Source organism: Aeromonas sp. SrichE-2G, assembly GCF_017939565.1.
Classification (GTDB): Bacteria; Pseudomonadota; Gammaproteobacteria; order Enterobacterales; family Aeromonadaceae; genus Aeromonas; species Aeromonas taiwanensis.
This window is the reverse complement of the sequence record NZ_JAGKRG010000010.1, coordinates 19,028-33,071: the sequence shown is the minus strand read 5'-3', so window position 1 is coordinate 33,071 and position 14,044 is coordinate 19,028. Positions and strand designations below refer to the sequence as shown.

Sequence of the window (14,044 nt, the reverse complement as noted above, 5' to 3'; positions counted from 1 at the left end):
TTACATCATCTCCATGGTGGTCAGCAGCGGGGTCAGGTGTTCCCGGGCCAGCGCCTGCAGCTGGGCCAGCACCTCGTCATCGAGTTCCGGGAAGCAGCGGGCGACATAGACGTCCTGCCCCTCCCCCGTCACCATGTAGCCGCCCTGGAAGCGGGCGAGGGCCGCCTTGTCGGCGGCCTCCGGCTTGTCCGGATCCTTCTCGATCCCCTTGATCCACTCCCAGGCGGTGCTGGGAAAGAAGGGCAGCGGCCGCTTCATTCCCTGGGTCCAGAGGGCGACCAGGGCCGCCAGTTTTTGCCGAGCCTCGTCGGCCGGGAGCCTAGGCAGGCGCAGGCTCTGCTTGGCGTCGAACAGCAGGGTGTCACCGGGGGCATCGCTCAATGAGAGGCAGAGGTGCTGGATCCAGCCCAGCAGCAGATCCTTGCCGTTGAAGCTGCCGGGTTTGATCACCAGCAAGCGCCCCTTCTGGGTGTCGATCCACCCCTGCAGCTGGCCCTGGGTCAGGGAGATATCGATCTCCACTGCCTGTTTGTCCGCCTCATTGGTCGCCACCCAGGGGCGCAAGCGCGCCGCCAGCTTGCCCATCTCGGCATCCAGATCATCCAGCAGCAGGCTGCCGAACCAGCCCTGGGGCAGCAGGCCGGAGAGCTGCAGGCGCTGGCGACGCGTGCTCACGCTATCGCTTCGCTCCGGGCTCTCCCCCTCTGCCAGATGGGCATCGAGCAGCAGCGCCTTGAGCTGGTAGTGCTGCAGGCCGTCCAGCTCGAACGGCTCGCTGTCCTCTATCTCGGCCTCGTCCAGCTCGAACCACACCTTGAGACGGCGGTTGAGGAAATACTTGGCGGGCTGGCGATAGAAGCGCAGCAGCTCCGCCAGCTCCAGTCCCTGCTCCTTGCCCCATTCCGGTGGCAGCGGCAGCTCGCCGCTCTGGAAGTTGGCGGCCCCGCGCTGCGGGCTCAGGGCCGGCAGCCAGTCGGCGGCATAGGTGAAGAGGCCGGAATGTGCCTCTGGATAGAAGTAGCTGCGGCTGTAGGGGGTGAGCGGGTGTTCGACGATCAGGTGTTCGAGCAGCCGCCGGCCTGACGTCTCGTCATCGAGGCCCTCATCCCCCGCCAGCACGAAGCCCTGGCGCACATAGTCGATGAGTTCGGCCAGCAGCACGGAGGGCACCTTCTCGCTGTTGTCCTGGGCACTGAAACCCTGATAGCTGATATAGAGCCCCTGCTGGGCGCTCAGCAACGCCTCTAGGAAGAGGTAGCGGTCGTCGTCACGGCGGGAACGATCCCCGCGCCGGCCGGCCACCGCCATCAGGTCGAACCCCATGGGGGGCAGGGTGCGCGGGTAGACGCCGTCGTTCATGCCGAGCAGGCAGACCTGCCGGAAGGGGATGGAGCGCATCGGCATCAGGGTGCAGAAGTTGACCTGACCGGCGAGGAAGCGCTGGCTGGAGCGGGACTCCCCCAGCACGCTGCCGAGGTAATCCTGTAGCAAATCGGCACTGATGGCCTGCTCGAAGCGGGCCTCGCCGAGCTGGACAAGCCAGTCCGCCAGCTGGCTGCGAATAAGCTGCAGCTGGCGCTCCTCATCCTCGTCGGCCTGATAGAAGCGCTCCAGCAGTGCGTTGAGGCAGGCGATCCACTCGGGCAGCGGCTGCGCCTGTTGCAGGCGGGGCAGAAATTCCGCCAGGGAGTCGACAAACCAGGCGAGCTTGCCGAGCGCCAGCCCCTGCTGCCCCTCGATGTCCGCATAGGGCAGGATGCCCGCCACCGGCTCGCCATCCCCCATGGCAAAGCCGAGCAGCATGCGGCGCAGGCCGAACAGCCAGCTGTTGCCAGAGAGGCGCGGCAGATCGAAGCGCTCCGGGTAGCCGTCATCCAGCCCCCAGCGGATGCCGGTCTCCTGCACCCAGCGCCGCAGCTGGTTGAATTCGTCGTCATCGAGCTCGAAGCGGCGCAGCACGGCGGGCACCTCGAGGATGGCGAGCAGCTCGCCGGCCCCCAGCCGGGCGTTGGGGAGTCTCAGCAGGGCGAGGAAGCTTTGCAGCAGCGGGCTCTCCTGGCTCGCCGCCCGATCCGACACCGCGAAGGGGATCTGGCCCCGCGCGCCAAACACCGCCTGGATATAGGGGCCGTAGCTGTTCACATCCGGCATCATCACCACCACGTCTTTCGGGGTGAGGGTCGGGTCCTGCTCGAACAGCGCCAGCAGCCGGTCGTGCAGCACCTCGAGCTCCCGCATCGGGCCGTGACAGGCGTGGATCTGCAGGGATCCATCGGCCGGATCGATCGGGTTCTTGTGCTGACTGCTGTCGAGATCGAACTGACCAGCCCCCCGTTCGGCCAGCTCCAGCACGTCTTTCTGGATAGCATGCAGCAAGCTGGTGTCGTCGATATCGACGAAGGCCTCGATTTGCGGTACCTCCAGCTCCATCAGCTGGTGCAGGTAGTCGCGCCCCAGCTTGCCCATGGAGGCGAGCAGCGGGTTGGCGGGGCCCTGCAGGGTGTCGAGATCGGTACCCGGCTTGAGCTTGTTTTCGAGGCGCGCCAGGGTCTTGCGATCGAGCAGGTCACCCCAGTAGTAGCGGCAGGGGTTGGTGACGAACAGGTGCACCTCCACCTCATCCCGGCTGCCGAGGGCCAGCAGCGCCTCCACATAGCGCGGCGGCAGCGCCGAGATGCCGAACACGAAGACCCGTTGGGGCAACGTGCCCGGCAGCTCTGCTGTGCGCTCCAGCTCGTGAATAAACTCCTCGTAGAGGTTGGCGCGATGGTAGCCACTGGGAGCGAGCGCCAGGGTGCGGGCCACCAGCTCGCGCCACAGCTCCGGCTGCCAATCCTGACCGCTCACCCCGGCCAGCTCCTGGCCCCCTGTTCCGACAAGTCCTTCCCCCTGTTCCCAGCGAGCGATCCAGTCCGGTCGGTAAACCAGATACTGGTCAAACAGATCCGCTACCTTCTGGCAGAGCTGCCAGAGGCGCACCTGCTCGGGCGCCTTGGCGGGCTCCCGGGCAGGATCCGCGTCTTCCCCACTCCCCAGATAGGCGGCCAGCGGCGCAAAGGCGGGCCTGTCCAGCAGGGTGGGCAAGATGGTCATCAGCTGCCAGCTCATGGCTCCCTTGTTGTAAGGGCTCTGGCGTGGCACGTCCGCCAGCACCCGGGTGAACATTTCCCAGATAAAGCTGGCGGGCAGGGGAAAGTCGATATTGGCGGCGATGCCGAAGGCCTTGGCCAGCTCCAGCTTGAGCCACTGGGCCATGCCGGGGCTCTGCACCAGGATCTGTTCCCGTTCGAAGGGGTGAGAGAGGGGCGCCTGCCGGATTCGGCTCACCAGCAACTCTTTGAGCAGATCCAGCTGATTGGAGTGGTAGAGGGTGAACATGAGCAACTCCCGCCGATGCAAAGGGGTGAGCGCGGGAAAATTCCAGGGATTCCCGCCACTTCAACAAGAATCGGGATTGTCGGGGATCGGGGGGGAAGATGCAAAAGGCACTTGTTGCCGCCGATCACGTCGTCATCACGAAGGGCAAGGAGGCGCAGGTGGCGGGCATAAAAAAGCCGGTGCTGCTGCACCGGCCAAAAGGCGTTGGAAAACTTGAAACTGCGGGTATTACCAGTTCTTGCCGAGGCGGGCATCCAGGCTGAAGGCGCCGGCACCGGCTGCCGCCAGGGCCAGGAAACCACCGGCCACGGAGACGTTCTTCATGAACATCAGCATCTGCATCTGTTCGGCCGGCTGATAGTGGAAGATGAAGGCCGCCATCAGGGTAAAACCGGCCATCAGCACGGAGAGGCTGCGGGTAAACAGGCCCAGCATGATGGCGAGGCCACCACCCAGCTCCAGCAGGATCACCAGCGGCAGGATGAAACCGGGCACGCCCATGGCTTCCATATAGCCCTGGGTGCTGGCGTAACCGCCAATCTTGCCCCAGCCCGCCACCACAAACATCAGTGCCAGCAGTACGCGACCCACCAGCAGTGCCACATCTTTCATCTTGTCCATCGTTCGATTCCTTTGCTTACCATCATGGTATTTACAGTGTAAGAGCTAATTGTTAACTCATTAATTTTGCCAAGAATTATCTATCAAGGCAGATCAAACAGCAGGGCTTCACTCCCCCTGGAGGCCGTGAGCACCCAGGTCGGCTCGTCGCGGCTGAGCAGCCCGTCGCCGGGTCGGGCAGCCAGACCGTTGCCAGTCAGCTCCCCTGAAATCATATGCAGGTAACCATGACGTCCTTGCAATGCCCATTCGAGGGATTCCCCCTCGGGGAGCTGCAAGCGCCAGACGCGAGCCTGCTGGCGGATCCTGAAGGATCCATCCTCGCCATCCGGTGACGCCACCAGCGTCATACCGGGTCTGGTCTCAATCTTCTTCTGCTGATATCCGGGTGTGGTGCCGTGTTCATTCGGCTCTATCCAGATCTGCAACAGGGAGAGCGGCTCGGTCTGCGAGGGGTTGTACTCGCTGTGCCGGATGCCGGACCCTGCGCTCATCAGCTGGAAATCCCCCGCCGGGATCTGTTCGGCATGGCCGAGACTGTCCCTGTGCTCTATGGTGCCGCTCAGCACACAGGTGAGGATCTCCATGTTGGCGTGAGGATGGGTCGCGAATCCGCCACCCGGCGCCACCAGATCCTGATTGATGACCCGCAGGGCAGAGTGTCCCATCCACTCCGGGTCATAGTAGTGACCGAAGGAGAAGCTGTGACGGGCGTCCAGCCAGCCGAAGTTGGCCTTGCCCCGTGCTTCCGCGGCTCTCAATTTCATCATGGTGTTCTCCTCACTGACCAAAGTGGTTCATTAACGCTGGCGGCCGTCACCCAGACCGAACGGGATGCGGTAGCTGCTGCTTTCGTTGCCCAAGCTCACGGTCAGGTTGCCCTGGGTGCGGCTCGGGATGGCGACCTGCTGGGTGCCCATCAGGTTGGCGTGGACGGAAGCCAGCAGATCACCGGACTCGTCGCGCACCTCCAGCATGGGGTTGGCCTTGCCGTCCATCGCAGCGGTGGCGCTCCAGTTGACGAACAGCACGCCCGGGGCGGCGCTGAAGTCGGCCGGTACGGAAGCCTGGGCTACACCTGCGGTCATCAGGCCTGCAACGGCCAGCATCTTGATTACGTTTTTCATGTTCATTCACTCTCTTGGTTTTTATGTCATTGCCAAGGCCCTGCGGGCCAGAATCAATGCATCCATGCAAGAGATCATTCAAATACTATGTTGTTCTTTTGCTGACATCAGACATCGTGTTTTGGGGATGTCTCAGCCCGGAACTACCTTTTATTTGGTCGCTTGGCCTTCCTGCCTAAGCGTTGATTGAATATTAAAGTGACTTCCCCTAAGTTGTTAGCGAGATAATCTGGTAAACATATTCAAAAAAATTGAAGGTTTGATATGGCCAAGGAATCAAGCAAGGAGCGGGCGCTGACCCTGGAGGCGATCCGGGTGCTGGATGCCATCGATCGCCGGGGCAGCTTCGCGGCGGCGGCCGACGAGCTGGGCAAGGTGCCCTCGGCACTGAGCTACACGGTGCAGAAGCTGGAAGACGAGCTGGACGCCATGCTGTTCGACCGCAGCGGCCACAGGACCAAGTTCACCCCGGCGGGCCGCATGCTGCTGGAGCGGGGCCGGGTACTGCTGGAGGCGGCCGAACATCTGGTGGGCGAGACCCGGGCCCTCTCCCGGGGCTGGGAGACCGACATCACCATCGCCGTCGATGCCCTGGTACCGCTGCAGGCGCTCTACCCGCTGGTGGAGCGGCTGGCCGAGCTGACCGATACCCGGCTCAGGCTGCGGGCCGAGGTGCTGGCGGGCAGCTGGGAGTGTCTGGAAGATGGCCGGGCCGACCTGCTTATCTCCTCCCTCAACCCCGACATCATGATGACAGGCGTCAAGCATCAGGTGCTGCAGGAGGAGGTGATGCTCTATGTCGCCCACCCGGATCACCCCCTGCACCAGGAGCCCGAGCCCCTGGCGGACGAGACCCTGCGCCGCTACCGGGCCATCGCGGTGGCCGACACGGCGCTGCGCAAGCCGGTGCTCACCTATCGCCTGCTCGACAAACAGCCGCGCCTGACCGTCAGCACCATGGGGGAGAAGCGCGATGCCCTGCTGGCGGGGATCGGGGTCGGCACCATGCCGCTGAGCTGGATTGAAGAAGACATCGAGGCGGGACGACTCAAGGTGATCAGCCCCGAGTATCGCCACCAGATCCAGGTCGCGCTGGCCTGGCGGCGCGACACCATGGGCAAGGCCAAGAGCTGGCTGGTACGGGAGATCCCCAAGCTGTTTCCCTGCAAAGGGGAATAAATGGCTGTCGCGTGGGGACGTCGGCGCAGGAAGTACCGAAACTGAGCCCTTGTCTTGACGACGGGCTCAGATTCTAGGAAAAGAAAAAAAGCGGACCTCTTGCGAGTTCCGCTCAATGCCAGGAAAGAATAAAACCTTTCGGTTAAAAAACCCTTAAATTGGAAGCAAACAATCGTTTTCTCAACCAGGAAGGTATTGAATCCGATTCGTGTTGAATTATGTGCTTTGTAATATGCATCACCAGCAAAATGTTGAAAGGTTGAAGGATATGCACCACCAGGTGTCACTTTCTGCCACCTTGCACCATAACTGGTCAGGCCATTTCAGCCATCATCACCGGGTTATTCTCCTCTGGTTTTTCTAGGTATCAAAAATTGAGCCCGATACCGACAAACAACGCATTTTCTGACACGACTAAAAATGCAGATAAAGGAATAGTTGCATGACCTACAGCCAGACCCTGGCCAACCACATTCTCGACACCCTGAAGAAGACCCTGACCGACAAGGGGATCCGCTATCAGACCCTGGCGGAGGCCATGGGTGTGTCCATCGCCACCGTGAAGCGGATGATGAACAAGCCCTCCCTGCCGTTCGACACCCTGCTGGAGATCTGTCACCTGGTGGGACTCTCCTTCGAGGAGCTGCTGGATCGCACCCAGGACGCCCAGAGCCGGCGCGCCGTCTTCACCCAGGAGCAGGACGAGGCGTTTCACAAGGAGCCGGGGCTCTATGCCTTCCTCGCCAACATCTTCTGGCGCGACAAGACCCTGATCGATCTCAAGCGGGAGTACGGCCTGACCGATGCCTCCTGCTATCTCTACCTGCGCAAGCTGGAGAAGCTCGGCATCCTGCAGCTTGGCATCGACAACAGCTATCACTTCCTCATCAGCGAGCGGATCAGCTTCGAGCAGCACAGCCGCTTCGCCCGCCAGCAGGCGCGCCAGGCGATGTCGGTGCTGGGGGACTATCTGGTAGAGAACATGCACAGGCCCAACAACTACATGGCGCTGTGCCAGCTCCACCTGGACGAGACCGAGGCCATGGCCCTCATCGATCGCATGAAGGAGTACTGGCATCAGGAGCTCAAGCTCAACCGCCCCGCCATCGGCCAGCGGGAAGGGAGCAAGACCTACACCATGTCCCTGCAGCTGGCGGACTGCGGCTACCAGAGCTTCGACGACCTGATCCCCAATATCGACAACTGATCCCGGCGGATCCTGCGGGATCCGCGCCTCTTTCCCCCCGGATTGCCCGCCAGTTCAGGCGATCCCCAGGACCTGCTGAATCCCCGCGCTGCCCGCCCCGTTCACCCACTCACCGTTCATCCACAACCAGGCTCTGCGATGGTTTCTCGAAGGCGGTCGGCAAAGCGCGGGTATCCAGGTAGATGCGGGATGGCCGCCTTGGCCGCCAGTGTTCACCAACTCACCCCCGATCCGGGACCAGGTTCTGCGATGGTCTCTCGAAGGCGGGCGACAAAGCGCGGGTATCCAGGCAGATGCGGATGGCATCCGGGCGCCAGTGCTCGATGTCGCAATCCACCAGCCCTCCCCGTTCGTCGTAGTTGATCCGCACCAGCCGCAGCACGGCGCTTCCCTGTGCCAGATTGAGGGCGCGGGCTATTTCTCCCCGGGCCGCCGAGGGAGTGATCTCCAGACTCGAGCTGCCCTGGCCTATGCCATAGCGCTCCCGATAGAGCTCGGTGAGGGAACTGGCCAGGGGGGCATTCGCAATGTCGGGGAAGCGGCTGGCCAGCAGGTGGTGGCTGACGTGCAGGACGGGGCGGCCGTCGATAAGGCGCAGGCGCCGGATCTCGTAGAGGGGGGTGAAGGGGGCCAATCCCATGCGGTGACACAGGTCACTGCTGGCCAGCTGACCGCCGTGGGCCAGCACCCGGGTCTCGGCGGTGCGCTGCTGCTCGCCGATCCACTGGTGAAAATGGGTGTGGATGGCGGGGTCGTAGGTGAGCCTTGGGGGCGCCACGAACCAGCCGCGCCGCTCGGCCCGGTAGATAAGGCCGTCCGCCTCGAGGCTGGAGAGCGCCTCCTTGATGGTGATGCGGGTGGTGGCGAATCGCTCGCTCAGGGCCCGCTCGGCGGGCAGCTGCTGCCCGGCCGCCAACTGGCCGCTGCCGATGTAGCGGCGCAGGATCCGGCAGATCCGCTCGCACTTGGAGGGGCCACGGCCGTCGGCCATGCCCGGTTCGTTCAATTCCGGCTCTGTCACGCGCTTGTCCCTGTCGTCTGTTCTGTGGTGGCAGGCTGGAGTAGGCCAGTGCCCCTTGGCCCCGAGTTGTACTCCGGGCGGATGACAGGGACGTGACAGGACGTTTGTCATCAAATTGCCATCAAAGCGCCCCGTCACCGTCATATTCGCGCTCTAGCATCCCTCTCGAACCTTAACTGACCTAGTCCAGAGGGATGGGATGATGAGAAGCGTGATCGCAAGTGCACTGGCCCTGGTGGCCATCAGCCAACCACTTTTTGCAGCCGAAAATATCGCGGATCTGGAGAAGGCCGCTCGCGGCGAAGGCCAGCTCAGCAGCGTCGGCATGCCCGATAGCTGGGCCAACTGGAAGGATACCTGGCAGCAGCTCGGCAGCATCTACGGCATCAAGCACCAGGATACCGACATGAGCTCGGCTCAGGAGATCGCCAAGTTCGCCGCCGAGAAGGGCAACGCCACCGCCGACATCGGTGACGTGGGCGGCGCCTTCGGCCCGGTCGCGGTCCAGCAGGGCGTCACCCAGCCCTACAAGCCCTCCACCTGGGCCGACATTCCGAACTGGGCCAAGGACGCGGACGGTCACTGGATGCTGGCCTATACCGGCACCATCGCCTTCCTGATCAACAAGGATCTGGTCAAGGCTGCCCCCACCAGCTGGCAATCCCTGCTGGGCGGCGACTACAAGGTGACCCTGGGTGACGTGGGTGTCGCCTCCCAGGCCAACAACGGCGTGCTGGCGGCGGCCTATGCCACCGGCGGCAGCGAGAAGAACCTCAAGCCTGCGCTAGAGCTGTTCGGCAAGCTGGCCCAGCAGGGGCGTCTGTCGCTCAATGACCCCACCATCGCCAACATCGAGAAGGGCGAGGTGGAAGTGGGTGTGCTGTGGGACTTCAACGCCCTCAACTACCGCGACCAGATCGACCCCAAGAAATTTGATGTGGTGATCCCGAGCGACGGTTCCGTCATCGCCGGCTACACCACCATCATCAACAAGTGGGCCAAAAACCCCAACGCCGCCAAGCTGGCGCGGGAATACATCCTCTCCGACGCCGGCCAGATCAACCTGGCGCGCGGCTACGCCCGCCCCATCCGCAGCAACGTGACCCTGCCGGATGACGTCAAGGCCAAGCTGCTGCCGGCCGAGCAGTACGCCAATGCCAAGCCGGTCCAGGATCACGCCGCCTGGGAGCAGAGCTCCAAGGCCCTGCCGCGCCAGTGGCAGGAAACCGTCATGATCAACATGCAGTAAGGAGCGGCCAGTGCAACACAAGGTGATAGTGGTACTTGTGGATGGCCTCTCTGCCGAGGTAGCCCATTGCATGGGTTACCTCGCGGGCATGGTGGAGGCGGGACAAGGGTTGCAGGCCACCCTGAACTGCGCCCTCCCCTCCCTCTCCCGGCCCCTCTACGAGTGCATCCTGACCGGAACGACGCCAGTGGAGAGCGGCATCACCCACAACGGGGTGAGCCGTCTGAGCCGGCAGGCGTCCATCTTCCATCTGGCCCGGGCGGGCGGCAAACGCACCGCGGCGGCGGCCTACCACTGGATAAGCGAGCTCTACAACCAGAGCCCCTGGCAAGCGGCGCGGGATCGCTTCACTCATGACGAACGACTGCCCATCCAGCACGGCTGCTTCTACTGGGATGACGGCTACCCCGACAGCCACCTGTTGATGGATGGCGAGTGGCTGCGCAGCCAGTACGACCCCGATTTTCTCTTGATCCACCCGATGGGGGTGGACGACGCGGGCCACCAGTTCGGCCTGGACTCCCGTCAGTACCGCAATCAGGCGCGCCGCATGGACAGCCTGCTGGCCGACCTGCTGCCCCAGTGGCTGGCACAGGGATATCAGGTGGTGATCACCTCGGATCACGGCATGAACAACGACTTGAGCCACGGCGGCACCCTGACCGAAGAGCGCCGGGTGCCGCTCTGGCTGTTTGGCGATGCATTTATCGAGCGCTGGCCGGATGGGGTAGTGATCGCCCAGACCCAGCTCTGCGCCCTGATGGCCGATCTGCTGGGGGTTCCCCACGACAAGCCAGCTGCCCCCCCGCTGCTCAAGGCCGGCAACCTGCCGGAGGTACACTGATGATGCCCGCCACCACCGAGATCCTGGCGGATCAACCGACCGTCACCCGGCGCCGGCTGCGTCGCCACTGGCTGCCCGCCCTGGTGCTGCTGCCGTTTATCCTGTTGATGATCCTGTTCCAGCTCGCCCCCATGGTGTGGGTGCTGGTGGGCAGTTTCCAGACCCCGGACGGCTGGGGGCTCGACCACTACCGGGAGATTTTGAGCTCCCCCTTCTACCTGCAATCGTTCGGCAACTCCTTGCGCATCGCCGGCATCGCCAGTCTGGCGGGGCTCGCCATCGGCACGCTCGGGGCGGCGGCGCTGCGCCACAGTGGCGAGCGGGTGAAACGGCTGCTGCTGGCCTTCGTCACCATGACCGGCAACTTCAGCGGGGTGCCGCTGGCCTTCGCCTTCATCATCATTCTCGGCATCAATGGCGCCGTGACCCTGCTGCTGAAATCCTGGGGCCTCATCGACGGCTTCAACCTCTACTCCGGCACCGGCCTCATCCTCATCTACACCTACTTCCAGATCCCGCTCGCCCTGCTGCTGCTCTATCCGGCCTTCGATGCGCTGCAGGATGAGTGGCCGCAGGCCGCCGCCCTGCTGGGAGCGAGCAAGAGCCAATATGTGTGGCACGTGGCGCTGCCGGTGCTCACTCCCGCCCTGCTCGGCACCCTGATCATCCTGTTCGCCAACGCGGTGGGGGCCTATGCCTCCGCCTACGCCCTCACCACCGGCAACTTCAACCTGGTGACCATCAGAGTGGCCAGCCTGGTCTCCGGCGACATCTTCCTCGAGCCCAACATGGCGGCAGCGCTGGCGGTGATCCTGATGGTGCTGCTGGGAGTGGTGACAGCCGCCAACCAGTGGCTGCTGAAAAAGAGCTACGTGAACAGGGGGCAATCCCATGCATGACTTGAAACCTGGCTGGCCGCGCTGGGTGCTGGGGGCCCTGGTGGCCACCCTGCTGTTGCCGCTGCTGGCCACCTTTCTCTACTCCATCTCCACCCGCTGGGGGGCCACCCTGCTGCCGGACGGCTTCACCCTCGACTGGTATCTCAAACTCTGGGGCGACCCGCGCTTTCTCGCGGCCTTTGGCCGAAGCCTGCTGGTCTGCTTCGCCACCCTGCTGCTGGGGACCCTGGTGCTGGTGCCCACCGTGCTGGTGGTGGCCTACTACTTCCCAAAGCTGGATCCCTGGATGAACCTGTTGATCCTGCTCCCCTTCGCGGTGCCGCCGGTGGTTTCGTCTGTGGGGCTGCTGCAGATCTACGCCGACGGCGTCCTGCCCATCATCGGCACGCCATGGATCCTGGTGGGTACCTGGTTCACCGTGGTACTCCCCTTCATGTACCGGGCGCTGGCCAACAGCCTGCAGGGGGTGCCGCTCAGGGATCTGATGGATGCCGCCCACCTGCTGGGGGCGAGCAGCGGCCGCGCCTTCCTGCTGGTGGTGATCCCCTGCCTGCGCAAGGGGCTGCTGGCGGCGCTGTTTCTGTCGCTCTCCTTCCTGCTCGGGGAGTTCGTGTTCGCCAACATGCTGGTAGGCACCCGTTACGAAACCCTGCAGGTCTACCTCTACAACATGCGTTCCACCTCGGGCCACTTCACCAGCGCCCTGGTGATGAGCTACTTCCTGCTGACCCTGCTGCTCACCTGGGCAGCGAACAGATTTCATCGGTGAACCAAGATGTTTCATTTAGAAGTCAATCAGTTACACAAATCCTACGGCGAGACAAAGGTCTTTGAGGGAATCGAATTCGGCATCCGCAAGGGGGAGCTGGTGACCCTGCTCGGTCCCTCCGGCTGCGGCAAGTCCACCCTGCTGCGGGCGCTGGCCGGGCTCACCCCGGTGGATGGCGGTCAGGTACGGGTGGCCGGTGAGGAGATCACCTGGCAGGCACCCCAGAAGCGGGGCATCGGCATGGTGTTCCAGAGTTATGCGCTGTTTCCCAACATGACGGTGCGGGACAACGTCGCCTTCGGCCTCAAGATGAAGCCCCAGCCGGGGCGGGATCTGGCTGCCAGCGTGCGCGAGGCGCTGGCGCTGGTGGAGCTGACCGGCTTCGAGCGCCGCTATCCGGCCGAGCTTTCCGGTGGCCAGCGCCAGCGGGTGGCCCTGGCCCGGGCCCTGGTGGTGCAGCCGCGGATCCTGCTGCTGGACGAGCCGCTCTCGGCGCTGGATGCCCGCATCCGCCGCAGCCTGCGCCAGCAGATCCGCGAGATCCAGCAGCGCCTCGAGCTCACCACTATCTTCGTCACCCACGATCAGGAGGAGGCGCTCACCCTGTCGGACCGGATCTTCCTGATGAACAAGGGCGCCATCGTGCAGAGCGGCACGCCGGAGGAGATCTACACCCGGCCCGCCGATGCCTTCGTGGCGAGCTTTATCGGCCACTACAACCTGCTGAGCGCCGAGCAGGGCAAGTCCCTGTTCGGCCCCCGTTCTCGCCACAAGCTGGCCCTGCGCCCCGAGTCCATCGCCCTGCTGCCGGCCGGTACCCGGTGCGAGGATCCCTGCCTGCCCGGCGTCATCGCCCACCAGCAGTTGCTCGGCAACGTGATCCGCTACCAGGTGACCTGCGAGGCGGGGATGCTCACGGTGGACTGCCTCAACCGCTCGGCCCGGGATCTGCTGCCGGTGGGCAGTGCCGTGACCCTGGCGGTGGCCCGGGATCAACTCTGTGAGGTAGCATAACGCCATGAATCCCATTGTTTTTTCGACCGGCATGCCGAGGCAGGCCATCACCGCAAGGAGCCCCCATGACGCTGGCACTGTTTGATCTGGACGAGACCCTGATAGCGGGAGATTCCGCCAGCCTCTGGCTGGAGTACATGGTGGCTCAGGGGCTGGCCCCGGTGGACATGGTGGCCGAGGAGCAGGCGATGATGTCCCTCTACCATCAGGGCAAGATGGACATGCACCAGTACATGGCCTTCACCCTGCAGCCACTGGCGGGCAAGGAGCGCCAATGGCTGGATCAGCAGTGCCACCACTTCGCCGAGCAGGTGCTGCGCGATCGGCTCTACCCCGAGGGGCTGGCGCGCATCGAGTGGCACAGGGAGCAGGGCCACACCCTGGTGCTCATCTCCGCCTCGGGGGAACATCTGGTGGCCCCCATGGCCCGGATGCTGGGAATGGATCACTGCGTGGCCATCCAGCTGGACGAGGAAGAGGGACGGCTGACCGGCCAGACCCGAGGCACCCTGAGCTTCCGGGAGGGCAAGGTGGCCCGCATCAACCAGCTGTTTGCGGACCTGGCCAACCCCTGGCAGGAGAGCTTCGGCTACAGCGACTCCCACAACGATCTGCCCCTGCTGCGGGCGGTGAGCCATCCCCATGCGGTCAACCCGGCCCCCGCGCTGCGCCAGTGTGCCTCGGAGCTCGGCTGGCCCCTGCTCCACTGGTCGACAGAAGCCTGAGCCCGAAATGC

The 14,044-nt window shown here is 63.8% G+C and carries 13 protein-coding genes; 8 read left to right on the top strand and 5 right to left on the bottom strand.

Features of this window, described 5'->3' with window-relative positions; genetic code table 11:
* The 4 genes from recC to J9885_RS13255 form a co-directional block, all read right to left on the bottom strand.
* Positions 1-3,378, bottom strand: a complete 3,378-nt coding sequence (gene recC / locus J9885_RS13270) for an exodeoxyribonuclease V subunit gamma (protein WP_210549739.1) — start codon at positions 3,376-3,378, stop codon at positions 1-3.
* 228 nt (positions 3,379-3,606) lie between these two features.
* Entirely contained in the window at positions 3,607-3,999 is a 393-nt protein-coding gene (locus J9885_RS13265; protein ID WP_210549738.1) for a DoxX family protein, read from the bottom strand.
* Between the two features lie 83 nt (positions 4,000-4,082).
* Positions 4,083-4,769 (bottom strand): pirin family protein, encoded by a 687-nt coding sequence (locus J9885_RS13260; protein ID WP_043762577.1) that lies wholly within the window; start codon positions 4,767-4,769, stop codon positions 4,083-4,085.
* Positions 4,770-4,799: 30 nt separating this feature from the next.
* On the bottom strand, positions 4,800-5,132 hold the full coding sequence (locus J9885_RS13255) for a hypothetical protein (RefSeq protein WP_043762572.1): 333 nt from the start codon (positions 5,130-5,132) through the stop codon (positions 4,800-4,802).
* 258 nt (positions 5,133-5,390) lie between these two features.
* On the opposite strand from J9885_RS13255, the gene J9885_RS13250 reads away from it, so the two are divergent.
* The gene (locus J9885_RS13250; RefSeq protein ID WP_210549737.1) at positions 5,391-6,305 is read left to right on the top strand and encodes a LysR family transcriptional regulator; all 915 of its coding nucleotides are present in this window, start codon (positions 5,391-5,393) and stop codon (positions 6,303-6,305) included.
* Between the two features lie 442 nt (positions 6,306-6,747).
* Positions 6,748-7,512 (top strand): helix-turn-helix transcriptional regulator, encoded by a 765-nt coding sequence (locus J9885_RS13245; protein WP_043762568.1) that lies wholly within the window; start codon positions 6,748-6,750, stop codon positions 7,510-7,512.
* A gap of 220 nt (positions 7,513-7,732) precedes the next feature.
* Here the strand turns inward: J9885_RS13245 and J9885_RS13240 are convergent, their stop codons facing one another.
* The gene (locus J9885_RS13240; protein WP_210549758.1) at positions 7,733-8,503 is read right to left on the bottom strand and encodes a UTRA domain-containing protein; all 771 of its coding nucleotides are present in this window, start codon (positions 8,501-8,503) and stop codon (positions 7,733-7,735) included.
* Positions 8,504-8,735: 232 nt separating this feature from the next.
* Here J9885_RS13240 and J9885_RS13235 point away from each other — a divergent pair, with 232 nt between their 5' ends.
* The 6 genes from J9885_RS13235 (at position 8,736) to J9885_RS13210 (ending at position 14,033) form a co-directional block, all read left to right on the top strand.
* The gene (locus J9885_RS13235; protein ID WP_210549736.1) at positions 8,736-9,782 is read left to right on the top strand and encodes an ABC transporter substrate-binding protein; all 1,047 of its coding nucleotides are present in this window, start codon (positions 8,736-8,738) and stop codon (positions 9,780-9,782) included.
* 10 nt (positions 9,783-9,792) lie between these two features.
* A complete protein-coding gene (locus tag J9885_RS13230; protein ID WP_210549735.1) occupies positions 9,793-10,626 on the top strand; it encodes an alkaline phosphatase family protein in 834 nt (277 codons plus the stop codon).
* Entirely contained in the window at positions 10,626-11,525 is a 900-nt protein-coding gene (locus J9885_RS13225) for an ABC transporter permease subunit (RefSeq protein ID WP_210549734.1), read from the top strand. Before J9885_RS13230 ends, J9885_RS13225 begins: the two co-directional genes overlap by 1 nt.
* Positions 11,518-12,294: an ABC transporter permease subunit gene (locus J9885_RS13220; protein WP_210549733.1), complete on the top strand. Its 777-nt coding sequence runs from the start codon at positions 11,518-11,520 to the stop codon at positions 12,292-12,294. Before J9885_RS13225 ends, J9885_RS13220 begins: the two co-directional genes overlap by 8 nt.
* Before the next feature lie 6 nt (positions 12,295-12,300).
* Positions 12,301-13,308 (top strand): ABC transporter ATP-binding protein, encoded by a 1,008-nt coding sequence (locus tag J9885_RS13215; protein ID WP_210549732.1) that lies wholly within the window; start codon positions 12,301-12,303, stop codon positions 13,306-13,308.
* A gap of 65 nt (positions 13,309-13,373) precedes the next feature.
* Complete coding sequence (locus J9885_RS13210; protein ID WP_210549731.1) at positions 13,374-14,033, top strand: HAD family hydrolase; 660 nt, start codon at positions 13,374-13,376, stop codon at positions 14,031-14,033.
* Positions 14,034-14,044: the final 11 nt, after the last annotated feature.

Excerpts from the sequence above, each read along its gene's own strand:
- recC (WP_210549739.1), bottom strand. The coding sequence starts at position 3,378 with ATGTTCACCCTCTACCACTCCAATCAGCTGGATCTGCTCAAAGAGTTG.
- J9885_RS13265 (WP_210549738.1), bottom strand. The coding sequence starts at position 3,999 with ATGGACAAGATGAAAGATGTGGCACTGCTGGTGGGTCGCGTACTGCTG.
- J9885_RS13260 (WP_043762577.1), bottom strand. The coding sequence starts at position 4,769 with ATGATGAAATTGAGAGCCGCGGAAGCACGGGGCAAGGCCAACTTCGGC.
- J9885_RS13255 (WP_043762572.1), bottom strand. The coding sequence starts at position 5,132 with ATGAACATGAAAAACGTAATCAAGATGCTGGCCGTTGCAGGCCTGATG.
- J9885_RS13250 (WP_210549737.1), top strand. The coding sequence starts at position 5,391 with ATGGCCAAGGAATCAAGCAAGGAGCGGGCGCTGACCCTGGAGGCGATC.
- J9885_RS13245 (WP_043762568.1), top strand. The coding sequence starts at position 6,748 with ATGACCTACAGCCAGACCCTGGCCAACCACATTCTCGACACCCTGAAG.
- J9885_RS13240 (WP_210549758.1), bottom strand. The coding sequence starts at position 8,503 with ATGGCCGACGGCCGTGGCCCCTCCAAGTGCGAGCGGATCTGCCGGATC.
- J9885_RS13235 (WP_210549736.1), top strand. The coding sequence starts at position 8,736 with ATGAGAAGCGTGATCGCAAGTGCACTGGCCCTGGTGGCCATCAGCCAA.
- J9885_RS13225 (WP_210549734.1), top strand. The coding sequence starts at position 10,626 with ATGATGCCCGCCACCACCGAGATCCTGGCGGATCAACCGACCGTCACC.
- J9885_RS13220 (WP_210549733.1), top strand. The coding sequence starts at position 11,518 with ATGCATGACTTGAAACCTGGCTGGCCGCGCTGGGTGCTGGGGGCCCTG.
- J9885_RS13215 (WP_210549732.1), top strand. The coding sequence starts at position 12,301 with ATGTTTCATTTAGAAGTCAATCAGTTACACAAATCCTACGGCGAGACA.
- J9885_RS13210 (WP_210549731.1), top strand. The coding sequence starts at position 13,374 with ATGACGCTGGCACTGTTTGATCTGGACGAGACCCTGATAGCGGGAGAT.